At 27.9% G+C, this 11,758-nt stretch carries 12 protein-coding genes; all 12 read left to right on the forward strand.

Annotated features, from left to right (window positions below; all coding sequences use genetic code 11):
- Nucleotides 1-173: 173 nt before the first annotated feature.
- A complete protein-coding gene (locus tag Q0U66_RS04310) occupies nt 174-560 on the forward strand; it encodes a NusG domain II-containing protein (protein WP_297377810.1) in 387 nt (128 codons plus the stop codon).
- Nucleotides 560-1,081 carry a Gx transporter family protein gene (locus Q0U66_RS04315; protein WP_297377812.1) on the forward strand — a complete coding sequence of 174 codons (522 nt, stop codon included), beginning with the start codon at nt 560-562 and terminating at the stop codon, nt 1,079-1,081. The genes Q0U66_RS04310 and Q0U66_RS04315 overlap by 1 nt, the downstream gene beginning before the upstream one ends.
- Before the next feature lie 8 nt (nt 1,082-1,089).
- Nucleotides 1,090-1,779 (forward strand): DNA repair protein RadC, encoded by a 690-nt coding sequence (radC, locus tag Q0U66_RS04320; protein ID WP_297377814.1) that lies wholly within the window; start codon nt 1,090-1,092, stop codon nt 1,777-1,779.
- A 6-nt stretch (nt 1,780-1,785) separates the two neighbouring features.
- A complete protein-coding gene (locus Q0U66_RS04325; protein WP_297377816.1) occupies nt 1,786-2,793 on the forward strand; it encodes a rod shape-determining protein in 1,008 nt (335 codons plus the stop codon).
- A gap of 2 nt (nt 2,794-2,795) precedes the next feature.
- A complete protein-coding gene (gene mreC, locus Q0U66_RS04330; protein ID WP_297377818.1) occupies nt 2,796-3,659 on the forward strand; it encodes a rod shape-determining protein MreC in 864 nt (287 codons plus the stop codon).
- Nucleotides 3,659-4,156, forward strand: coding sequence for a rod shape-determining protein MreD (gene mreD / locus Q0U66_RS04335; RefSeq protein WP_297377820.1), 498 nt, complete (start codon nt 3,659-3,661; stop codon nt 4,154-4,156). The genes mreC and mreD overlap by 1 nt, the downstream gene beginning before the upstream one ends.
- Before the next feature lie 11 nt (nt 4,157-4,167).
- Complete coding sequence (locus Q0U66_RS04340; protein WP_297377822.1) at nt 4,168-7,503, forward strand: penicillin-binding transpeptidase domain-containing protein; 3,336 nt, start codon at nt 4,168-4,170, stop codon at nt 7,501-7,503.
- Nucleotides 7,504-7,510: 7 nt separating this feature from the next.
- Nucleotides 7,511-7,939: a hypothetical protein gene (locus tag Q0U66_RS04345; protein ID WP_297377824.1), complete on the forward strand. Its 429-nt coding sequence runs from the start codon at nt 7,511-7,513 to the stop codon at nt 7,937-7,939.
- Nucleotides 7,932-8,903: a ribonuclease E/G gene (locus Q0U66_RS04350; RefSeq protein WP_297377826.1), complete on the forward strand. Its 972-nt coding sequence runs from the start codon at nt 7,932-7,934 to the stop codon at nt 8,901-8,903. Before Q0U66_RS04345 ends, Q0U66_RS04350 begins: the two co-directional genes overlap by 8 nt.
- A gap of 90 nt (nt 8,904-8,993) precedes the next feature.
- The gene (locus Q0U66_RS04355) at nt 8,994-9,467 is read left to right on the forward strand and encodes a hypothetical protein (protein WP_297377828.1); all 474 of its coding nucleotides are present in this window, start codon (nt 8,994-8,996) and stop codon (nt 9,465-9,467) included.
- A gap of 80 nt (nt 9,468-9,547) precedes the next feature.
- Nucleotides 9,548-11,533 carry a hypothetical protein gene (locus Q0U66_RS04360; RefSeq protein WP_297377830.1) on the forward strand — a complete coding sequence of 662 codons (1,986 nt, stop codon included), beginning with the start codon at nt 9,548-9,550 and terminating at the stop codon, nt 11,531-11,533.
- Nucleotides 11,534-11,535: 2 nt separating this feature from the next.
- The coding region (locus tag Q0U66_RS04365) for an ATP-binding cassette domain-containing protein (RefSeq protein WP_297377832.1) at nt 11,536-11,758 on the forward strand (223 nt) is incomplete at its 3' end.

Consider the following 11,758-nt stretch of genomic DNA (forward strand, 5'->3'; position numbering starts at 1 on the left):
AGCGCTGATGGTACTTGTCTGGAAACGGATTGGGAGAGTAGGACGCCGCCAAATAGATTAAAAGAGTTAATGCAAATTGTATTAACTCTTTTTTTATATAATTTACTTAAAAAAAACTATTAAATAATGTATAATATAATTTGATGTAATTTAATTATATTAATAGGAGACATATGAAATTAACTAAGGGTGATAAAATATTAATTGTTGTGCTTGTGATATTTTCTTTGTTCTTTGCCTACTATATGTCTACAGTTGATAAGGGCATAGAAGGAAAATATGTAAGTGTACAAATTAATGGAAAAGAGATAAATAAAATTCCCTTTAGCGACAAAATTATAGGGGAACAATTAGAAATAGAGACAGAGTTTGGAAGGAACGTTCTCGAATTTGGCGAAAATGAAGTTAAAATTATCGAAGCTTCATGTTTAGATAAGTTATGTATAAAACAAGGTAGCATTACTAAAGTGGGTGAGCTTATAGTATGTCTACCTAACAGACTTGTTATAGAGATCAAACATGACAATAGTAATAGTCAAATCGATAATGTTATTTTCTAATGAATAGAGAAATTAGAGACTTAGTGTATACAGGTTTACTGGTCGCTATGGCCTTGGCTGTATCACTAATAGAGAGGATGATACCATTACCTTTTACCATGCCAGGGGCTAAATTAGGCCTATCAAATATGGTAATTATGGTTACTTTAATAATATATGGATTTTCAAGAGGAATGTTAGTCGCTGCATTAAAATCTGTATTATTAATGTTAATCATAGGTTTTGGACCATCATTTATTTATAGTTTTGCAGGTGCTATTTTTAGCACTATCATGATGTGGATAAGCTTAAAATATTTTTCAAGAAAGTTTAAAATATTTTCAGTTATAGGGGTGAGTATAATCGGTGCGGTTTCACATAATTTTGCGCAGGTAACAGCTGCTGCATTTATTTTGAAGTCACTTATGCTATATACTTATTTCCCGTTTTTAACCTTGATAGCTATTGTAACAGGTTATTTTGTAGGATTAGGTTCATATAATGTGGCTTCTCATTTGAAAAAAATAGATAAATACATTTAGGAGCCGATATGAACAATTATACAATCAAAGAAATTTCAAAAAATGATAGACCGATGGAAAAGTTATATAATTATGGTAAAGAAGTATTAAGTGACAGTGAACTTTTAGCTATTATACTTGGTAGTGGCCATAAAAATAAAAACGCCATTTTTCTTGCGGATGAGATATTAAAAGTATATTTTAAAGATAAGAATTTACTTTTTGCATCTATAGATCAACTAATGGAAATAAATGGTATAGGTTTATCAAAAGCTAGTAGGATAATTGCATCTTTAGAATTAGGGAAAAGATTAAGTAAGTATGAAACAATGAATAACATCTCACTTACTAGTCCTGATTCTGTAGCGAACTATTTATTTGATCATTTTAGAGATTCGTATAGGGAAGAATTTTTAATTTTAATTTTAGATACTAAAAATAAGATTAAGGCAAGTAAAACAGTTTCAATAGGATCTATTAACCAGACTTTGGTTCATCCAAGAGAAGTTTTTAGATTTGCTATTACAAATAATGCAAATTCAATTATTTTAAGTCATAACCATCCGAGTGGAGATCCAAGTCCATCGCATGAGGATATACTAATAACAAAAAGATTGCAAGAGGCTGGAAAATTAATAGGAATAAAGGTTTTAGATCACATTATTATTGGACATGATAGATATATAAGTTTAAGAGAGAAAAAAATCATAGAGGAATAAGGGACGATGATTAATTTAGTAGGTAAAGATCTAGCTATAGATTTAGGGTCAGCAAATACCCTGGTATATAAAAAAAATAAAGGTATTATAATGAATGAAGCATCACAATTAGCTCTAGATGTAAAATCTGGTGAAGTTGTTGCTGTTGGTAATAAAGCTCAAGAGATGATAGGGAAGGCTCCTGAGAATATAGCGATTGTAAATCCCTTAGAGGATGGTACAATTTCAGATTTTGATTTTACTAAAATATTAATAAAGTATTGCCTAGATCAGGCGAATAAGGGTTTGAATATAATCCAACCAAGACTAGTGATTACAGCACCTTCTGCTACAAGTGACATTGAATTAAGGGCTATTGAAGATGCTTGTATATATTCTGGAGCTAGGGAGGTATATATCATTGAATCTGCCTTAGCTTCTGCTATTGGTGCTGGTTTTGATGTTTCAAAATCAGAAGGAAGATTAATAGTTAATATAGGTGCAGGAAATACAGATATTTCATTGGTCTCATTAAATGGTATTGTATTATCCCATAGCGTCAAATATGCTGGAAACAACTTTAATAGAAGTATCCAATCATTTATTTACGACAAGTATTCAATCGCTGTAGGTGATAATACCGTAAGAGAATTAAAGGAAAAGTTAGCAAGTTTGGATTTAAGTAAAGAAAATAAATCAGAAGAAATTTCTGGTAGAGACCTACTTTCAGGTATGCCGGTAATTATTGATGTTTTCCAATCTGATATTTATGAAGCAATAATTAAATCAATTGATAAGATTGGTGAAGGAATTAGGCTAGTAGTTGAAAAGACACCACCAGATTTATCTATGGATATATTAAGAAATGGAATATTTTTAACAGGTGCATCAAGCCAAATACCTGGTTTAGATAAGTATATAGGAGAAAAGATAGGTATAAAAGTAGAAAAATCAGAATACCCAGTAGAAGATGCTGTTCTAGGAGCGGGTGTAGTAATAGACAATTTAGAAGATTATAAAAATATTGGAAAGTAATTATGTTATATTATAATAAAAAAAAATCTAAGAAAAATCATTATATTAGAATATTATCAATTTTGGTGTTGATTATAATATCAGTTATAAGTCCTAGAGCTAATGCTTATACATCTAAGGCTTTAAACGTTGTTATTACGCCTTTTGCTAAGCTTACTTCTTTTGTTAACAAAAGTGTAAATACTGTAATTGATGCAACTTTCGGTTCTAAACCAAATAGGGATATGGTTGCGCAACTAACTGAAAAGAATCAAGCCTTAGAAAAGCAAGTAAATGAATTATCATTTTTAGTAGATCAAAACGATTACCTAAAACAAGCAAATGAATTTTATAACAACTATAGTGCTATTAGGGCAAATATTATATTAGTTGATAACAAAAATGTTTTTGATGAAATAACTATAGATAAAGGTAGCATGGATGGAGTTGTCACAGGAGATATTATTGTAAGTCCATTCAAAGATGACCAAGATAATGTTGTTGGTGCCCTTATAGGTAAAGTAACAGATGTAGGATTAGTAAGTTCAAAAATTTCTACTATTTTAGATCAAAAGTATAACTTATCCTTTGTTCATTCTAAAACTTCAGAAACAGGGATAATTAATGCTAGGGAATACAATATTTTATCAGGATATATGATTAATAAAACAGATATAGAAACTGGCGATAGTATTTATACATCAGGCCTAGGCGGAAGATATCCAAGGGCTTTGTATATAGGAAAAGTAAGTGAAGTAGGGGAATCTAATGATAAACTTTCTCAAATAATAAAAGTAGAAAGTCCAGTTAAATTTTCTAAATTATATGAAGTTTATATTATGAAAAATACTAATATGAATATAGAAAATAATGAGGTAGCAGAATAATGAAAAAATCTAGACTAATTATTATATTTATTTTAAATTTTTTAATTGACTATGCTATCTTGTCTAGGATGAATATTTCTGGAGTTGTACCGAGTGTAACTATACCGATCATTGTAGCTTTATCTATGTTTTCAAGAAAAGAAGGAATAGTATACTATGCTATATTTCAAGGCTTGGTACAAGATTTAGCATTTAATAATGTATTGGGACTGACGGCCATGCTATATTACTTAATATCCTACTATGTGTTTAATTTGAACAAGGCGAATAGAGATAATTTTGTTTATACATATATCATATTAGCTTTATCAGGTATTTTTGCTAGCATCTATAGATTAATAAGCGAGTTCTTATTTAATAGAGAATTTTTTGGCTTTGACCTGACAGCTTTCATAAAATATAACTTGATATATATACTAATGATTTTTGTAATTTATCCATTTGTATATTTGGTAATAAATCAATTATATAAAATAAATAAAAGAAACATGATATAAAAGGAGGCTATATGAAAAAAAATAGATTAAAAATAATTTTAATTGTTTTTCTTATCGCCTTTTTTGTTTTACTGGCAAGACTATTTAATTTAACAATAATAAATGGGGCCACATATAGGGAGTTTTCTGATAAAAATAGGATAAAACAAATCAATAAGGATGCTTCAAGAGGTATCATATATGATAGGAATGGTAAGCCTATTGCAGAAAATAAATTAGTTTATAACCTTAAAGTCTACAGTGATAGATTTAATAAATTAGACAACAAGGAAAGAAATGAACTTTTAACAAATTTAGTAGAACTTTTAGAGGATGATGGTGTAAATTATCTTAATGATTATTTCTTTAGTTATTATGAATTTGCATATAAAAATAAGGATGATTATTTTAACGGTAAAGTTTTACCAAAGCAAAAAATTATAGAACTAATCAAAGATGAAGACATATTAAAAGAAATATTTACAAGGTCTCATGGTTTAAGTGAATCTGAATTTTATCCATTTAAGAGAATGCGTGATTATCTTATCTTAAGAGGAAAAGAGATACCAGTTGAATTATCAACTAAAGATGGATTACAAATTGAATTTATAAAAAATGAAGAATACAAACATTTAATAGATAATGAAATAATAATTAGCTCGACAGAACCATTAGATTATATTGTATCTGAAATTAAAGATGATTCTTCATTTTTATCATATTTAATTGATCACCCATTATCTAGAAAAATTGTATATGATGTGTTGAATGAGAAAAATTTAATTGATGATATAGAACTAACAGATATAATCTTTTCAAGTGATTTAAACTATTTAGAAAACAAATCAATTTTAAATAGTAAATCAAAAAATGTAAGTAGAAATTCACAAGCAAAAGATGATTTTCTTAACCTAGTAAAAGATGTAAGTCTTGAAAGTTTGTTAACTACAGCTTATAAATCTGAAGATAAGTATATAATACCTGCCTCTATATTAATTAGTGATTTAGAGAAAAAAGGCATTACAACAAATTTAACTTATGAAGTAAATGAAAAGAATAATTTTGTAGAATTAAAATTTAATAAAAACAATAGTTCAGCTAGTGTAACAGCTCTAGATAAATTAATAGAGTTAGCTAGGGAGAATAATATTTTAGATGAATATATTTTATCAAAAGATGTCATAGATTTTGCTGAAAGATCATTGTTTGATATGGGGATTTACCCAAGAATTTACAAGTCGAAATGGGAATATTCCTACATAGCTGATAAGGAAGACTTATTAAAGAAATATAAAGAAAAAGATATAAGTGCCAAGGATTTATTTATAAAACTTTTAGATAAGTATGAATTAGATAATTCTGATCCATATGTAAACTATGGAGTATTATCAATTATAGAATTAACTAACAAATATGCTTACATGGGATATAAACCAATAAATGTAGCAAGCAATTTATCAAAAGATGCCTTGGTGAAAATAGAAGAATATATACCAAAGGATTCAGGTTTTGAAATAGACTTCCAGCCAAGCAGGTATTATCCTAATGCTAATACAGCATCACATATTGTAGGCTACTTAGGAGGAATTTCTGAAGAACAAGAATTACAACATTATGTTGAATATAAAAAATATGATATAAATGATAATGTTGGTAAGACAGGCTTAGAAGAATCATTTGAAGACACCTTAAGAGGAACAAAAGGTTCACAACTTGTTTATACAGATGTATATGGAAGAACTACTGATGTTATACAAAGTAGTGATGCTAAACCAGGTAATAATTTATTTACTACTATTGATATAGATTTTCAAAAAGAAGTTGAAGATATATTGCATGATGCGATGAAGGCTATGAGAGATGGAACTCCATATCAAACATATTTTGGACCTGTTAACTTTACTAGGGCTAAAAATGCTGAAGTAGGCGTTGCGGTTGTTATGGATGTTAAAACTGGTGAAGTCTTGTCATTAGTATCATTGCCTGACTATAATCCTAATTTATTTGTAAATGGAATTTCAAGTACTGATTGGAACAAATTAAATAACTTTGATCCAAAAGATATTTTTGCGCCAAGACCAATAATGAACAATGCAATACAATCAGCCTTTGCTCCTGGATCTACATTTAAAACTGTTACTTCATTGGCAGCTTTAGAAAATGGATTAGATCCGACGGATCCAATTGATTCATATGGATATGTTCAAGTAGGTAATTCAAGATTCCACGAATTACTTTACACTAATACTGGTAGAAGATGGGGAAATATTAATTTATATGATGCCTTAAGGGTTTCAAGTAACTATTATTTCTATGTTTTAGGTCTTGGATATAATCCAAATAAAGCTAATGATCTAGATGTAAAAGTAAGTCTTGAAGATATTGAATCGATTACTGCAAGACTTGGAATGAAAGAGCCTACAGGTATTGAAATAAATAAACCTCAAGAATCAAGAGGACATACACCTAGTTTGGATGGCAAAATTAATATATTAAAAGGAAGATTAGCTAGTTACCTTAGAGGAAACTTAGATCAATATATCAAAGAAGGTGTAGAAATAAGTGAAACTAAAATGCAAAGTGATATAGTTGAAATAGTTTCCTGGTTAGAAGAAGGACCAAGTCTAACAATTGATGAAATAGCTAAAAGGTTATCTGATCTTGGATATGACTCAGAAAGTGTGCTTGAAGGTAAAAGAGAAAGCTTAAGTTCCTATATAAAATTCACATACCAAAACCAAGCTGTATGGACAGTTTCTGACTCAATGAATATGGTAATTGGTCAAGGACAAAATGGATATACCGCTCTACAAATGACACAATTGGCATCAACAATTGCTAATAAAGGAGAATTAGTAAAACCAACCTTGATAAAAGAAATCAAAGATTATTCAAATAAAGAAACTATATATAAAAATGAGAAGAAAACTAGTGAAACAGGTATTAAGAGTAAATACTTTGAAGATGTCACAAAAGGGATGGTAGGAACTCACAGGAATAGACCTTATGGAAGTAGGTTCCCATTTGAAATAGCTGCTAAAACAGGTACTGCTCAACCAGGGCTTATAGATCCAAAAACCGGCGAGTTTTATGATGATTTAGGGTCAGAAATGACATTTGCACCGGCTGACAATCCAGAAATAGCTGTTTATGTTCAAGTTGTGCAAGCTAAACAATCTCTTAATATGCAAGCTATAATCAATGATATATATTATTCATATTATAAACTTGTAAAGAAAGATTCTAGATTTACAAATGTAAGACCAGGTTCAAGTTTTACTGAAACGACTGTTGAAACTGAAGAAAATAACCAAGAAAATGAGTCTAATGCTCAAACAAACAATATGAATACACAAGAAAATGAATAGGTGACTTATGGATAAAATGTATTTACAAGTTAATCCACAAAGCATGCCAAAGAATTTAGCTGAATATTTTTCGAAATATTCAGCTAAAACTTTAATAGTATCTCTTATCCAAGAAAATAGAGACTTAGAAGATGCTTTAGGGGTAGCTGATTCAATAATTTATGACAACCAAGATTATTTATCAGGGATAATAGACCTTGAAGATGTGATAATAAATGTAAATGAAAATTTAGATCTTATTCCTTCTTCATATAAGATTAAGAAAAATGAACTTGACTTTAATGATTTTTCTAGAAATATTGAAGAATTGGAATATGATAATTTCATTTATATTTTTTCAGACCATGCAGATTTTAAGCTTGACAATAAACCTGTATGTAAAGAATTAAAATCTTCCTTATGGGATAAGATTAAGGGCATATTTAAAAATGGATAACTATAAATTTATTTATAAAGAGGAAGAAAAGTTAATAGTAGGGGAAATCAAAAACAAGAGATTAGTTGATTATAAAGACTTGAATGAAAGTAAATTAGGCAACATATATAGGGCAAGGATTAAAAAGTTTTTACCAAGCCTTGATGCCTATTTGCTTGATATTGGGGAAGATAAGGATGGCCTATTAAGAAGTAAAAATAGGATTAAAAGTCTTGATAAACATGCTGACACCATAGTTGAAGTGATCAAAGATCCTAAGGACCATAAGATGTATGAACTAAGTGAAAAATATACTCTAGCAAGTCCTTACCAGGTTTTGAAAACAAATAAAAATAGTAAGCTGGAAAATGTCCATTCTTCTTTTTATAGGACTAGGGGTAAGGACAAGTCAGAAGATTTTCTAAAAAAAGATTTAGCTGTTTTGTTGAAAACTTATGAAGAGCTTGAAAAGGAAAGAAATTTTTTACCAAGCCCCAAACTGATTTATAGACCTGATAGGATTAAAGACTATACTTGTGATTATCCTTTTGAAATAACTTCTAATCTTAAATTGCCTCTTGACCAAATTATTTATGACCCAGCTTTCAACCCAGCCTATGTCAGTGAAATATCCTTGGATTTAAGTCTTAAGGACAAAAGGCTTGTTGAAAGGGGAGATGTGTCTATAGTCATAGACCAGCTAGAAGCCCTGACAGTAATTGACGTAAATTATAAAAATGTTGATACACATCTTAGTAAAGAAGACATGTCCTTATCAGTAAACCTGAAGGCTCTTGATGAAATAGCCATACAAATTAGCCTAAGAAAAATAAAGAAGATGTTAATTATAGATTTTTTAAGGATGAATAAGGAAAATAGAACTTTGCTAGTGAATGAGCTAAAGAAAGTCTTTGAAGAATATAAGATTAAAAATAAAATTGAAGGCTTTTCCAATATGGGATTTTTGGAAATAGTTTTATATTGACTTATATTTAATGAAATCTATGAAAATGATTGCAAAATAAGACAAATCAAGTATAATTAAGTTATAAGGAAGACTGAAAGGCAGGGAACCATGAAAAAGAAAACAATAATATTATTATTAGTTCTTAGCTTATTGACAGCTTGTTCTAGAAAAAACTATGAGGAAACAAGCAAAGAATCAAATGAAAATGATGTTTCTTTAACTATTGACAATAAAAGCAAAGAAAAAGAAACTGACAAGGAAAAATGGCCAGAAGAAACAGGCATCTTGTCTGAAGAAAAAATAGGTGATTCTTATATATATGAAGGATATAATTTTGATTTTGGAAAAGATCTGCCTAAGAAAAACTATATAAAAATGATTAGAAAAGCAGAGGAAGATACTAGTCAGGTCGAAATAAAATTTCCTGAAGATGAAAAAAATAGCAAGGAAATAGATTTGAAATTTACTTATGACCCAAAAACTAAGGAAATTACAGATCTAGTTTCTAATAAAGAAGATATAGATATGAAAAGTATATTTAAAAAGTTAAGCATGATACACAATATGATAAATTTCAATTAAAACAAGGAGGGGTTATGAAAAAGAGATTTATTTTATCTTATTTTTTATTAACCCTTTTTTTGTTCTTCTCTTTTTTATTTATGAAAAAAGAAAAGGACAAGTCTAATGTGTATAATTTATTTGATTTTTACCAAAGTGAAAAAGTAAATTCTATTATTTTAAATAAAGAATATAAAGCAAAAGACATAAGTGATCTTTTAAAACATCTAGAAACTTATGGTAAATCAAAGGATACAAAATTTATAATAAACAATTATATCTTTGACGATAAGGGGAAGGTAAATAAGATTGTATATTACCTAGCTGCGGATAAGGATTATATTGATAATAAAATTTTGCATTTTATAAATAAAAAAGTTGATTTAGATAAAACTTATCTTTCTTCAGTAGAAAAAGATATTAGTGCTTACTTGTATTTATTTACTGGTGATATAGATATAGAAATACATAACTTTAAGGATATTTTGAAAGAAGATGAGTTGATTGAATCAATTCATTATTTCCCGGATTCCAGTTCTGAAAAAGAAAACATAGAGAATTATTTAATTAGCAATTATGCAAAATATATAGATAATTTTGGTATATCAAATACAGAGCTCTATGATATTGATAAAGAACTTATACAAACCATGATATATTATTCTCTAGTTTGTTTTATACTTTTTCTTTTAATTAATATTTTTATTATTTCTAAAAATTTAAAAGCCTTGTCTATATATAGGATCAATGGTTTTAAAACGAGGGATATTATTTTAGAATTTTTTAAAACAAATATTAAAATAGTCTTAACTTGTTCATTAATTTTTCCGGCTATTTATTATCTAATTTTTATAGGTAAAATAGATGGCAGGGCGATAAAGTTTTTATTAGACTTTTATAAGTACATAATTATTTTCTGCTTATTATATTTTATGTCCTTATTAGTTATATATAATCTTATTAAAAATATGAGCATACCGATGTTGACTAAAAGTTATAATTTCAACTATTTTATCCTAAAAAATACTATAGTTATATGTCTTGCATTAACTATACCTTTGTCAACGATTTTAAATGAAGGATTAAAAGAATTAGTAACTAATAAACCTTATGAATTGGTCAAACTTATAAAGATTAATAGGGCATATAAAGATGTGCTTATATCAAGTGGCTTTAAGTCTGAAAAAAGAAACTTATCCTATAATCAAATAGATGAGACAAATCCCAATAATGTAAAGCACATAAAATTATATAATAGATTTAATGAATCGAAATCTATTTATAAGTATCAACAGGGCATAATATTTGATAAAAATAAAAAAGAATATTATACAACTGATGTAAATAAAAAGTTATTGGATGATTTAAATCTAAAAAACAATCAAAAAGATATTCATTTGAATTATGAAAAAAATTCCTTATATTTATTCTTCAATAAAAAAGAATTTAATAAAGATTTATGGAAGACCTATAAAAATGATTATTATGATAAGATATTTTTTGTAGTTTATGATGAATTTACCGATTTAGGATTTGATATTTTTGTTTATAGTACAAATACATATCCAATTATTTCATATTCAACTAAAGAAAATTACCCTATATATAGAACTATTGAAAGCAACACAATATTTTTAAATACAAGTAAAGAAAAAATAGAGAATGTTTTATCTGAATATGATTGGGAAGATACAATTATATTAAATAAGGGAAGTGACTTAATCAAAGAATATAAAAAATCTTATATACTTGGACTACTTAACTTGATTTTTATGATTTTCCCAGGAGCTCTTATAAGCACTTATATTGTGTCTACAATAGAAAAATTCTATTTCGAAAGTGTTAAAAAAAGATGGGCAGTTCTTTATATAAATGGCTGGAAGAAAAGACATGCTTTGAAATCTTTTACAATAATCAGTATAGGCTTCATTTTAATAATGAGTCTCTTACAATTATTGGTATTTAGGGAAGTAAAGATATACTATAATATATTTTTATCCCTAATTTTCGTGATAGGGCACCTAGTGCTTTTGAGAAAATATGTAAATATTGATGCAGACATGATTTTACAGGGCATGGAGGACTAAATATGAAAAATATTATGACTCTTAAAAATATAAGTAAAAGATTTGGAGAGAATATTATTTTTGATAAATTCAATTTAGATATTGAAGAGGGAAAAAGTATTGCTATAGTTGGTAAGTCAGGATCCGGTAAATCAACTTTACTCAATATCATAAGCCTAATTGAGCCAATTGATGAAGGTGAAATCATTTTTGAAAATAAGGATATTAGTAATTTAACTAACAATA

The sequence above is a fragment of the uncultured Helcococcus sp. genome (assembly GCF_946998255.1).
Taxonomy (GTDB): Bacteria; Bacillota; Clostridia; order Tissierellales; family Peptoniphilaceae; genus Helcococcus.

Excerpts from the sequence above, each read along its gene's own strand:
- mreC (WP_297377818.1), top strand. The coding sequence starts at position 2,796 with ATGTTATATTATAATAAAAAAAAATCTAAGAAAAATCATTATATTAGA.
- Q0U66_RS04325 (WP_297377816.1), top strand. The coding sequence starts at position 1,786 with ATGATTAATTTAGTAGGTAAAGATCTAGCTATAGATTTAGGGTCAGCA.
- Q0U66_RS04355 (WP_297377828.1), top strand. The coding sequence starts at position 8,994 with ATGAAAAAGAAAACAATAATATTATTATTAGTTCTTAGCTTATTGACA.
- Q0U66_RS04360 (WP_297377830.1), top strand. The coding sequence starts at position 9,548 with ATGAAAAAAGAAAAGGACAAGTCTAATGTGTATAATTTATTTGATTTT.
- radC (WP_297377814.1), top strand. The coding sequence starts at position 1,090 with ATGAACAATTATACAATCAAAGAAATTTCAAAAAATGATAGACCGATG.
- Q0U66_RS04315 (WP_297377812.1), top strand. The coding sequence starts at position 560 with ATGAATAGAGAAATTAGAGACTTAGTGTATACAGGTTTACTGGTCGCT.
- Q0U66_RS04310 (WP_297377810.1), top strand. The coding sequence starts at position 174 with ATGAAATTAACTAAGGGTGATAAAATATTAATTGTTGTGCTTGTGATA.
- mreD (WP_297377820.1), top strand. The coding sequence starts at position 3,659 with ATGAAAAAATCTAGACTAATTATTATATTTATTTTAAATTTTTTAATT.
- Q0U66_RS04345 (WP_297377824.1), top strand. The coding sequence starts at position 7,511 with ATGGATAAAATGTATTTACAAGTTAATCCACAAAGCATGCCAAAGAAT.
- Q0U66_RS04350 (WP_297377826.1), top strand. The coding sequence starts at position 7,932 with ATGGATAACTATAAATTTATTTATAAAGAGGAAGAAAAGTTAATAGTA.
- Q0U66_RS04340 (WP_297377822.1), top strand. The coding sequence starts at position 4,168 with ATGAAAAAAAATAGATTAAAAATAATTTTAATTGTTTTTCTTATCGCC.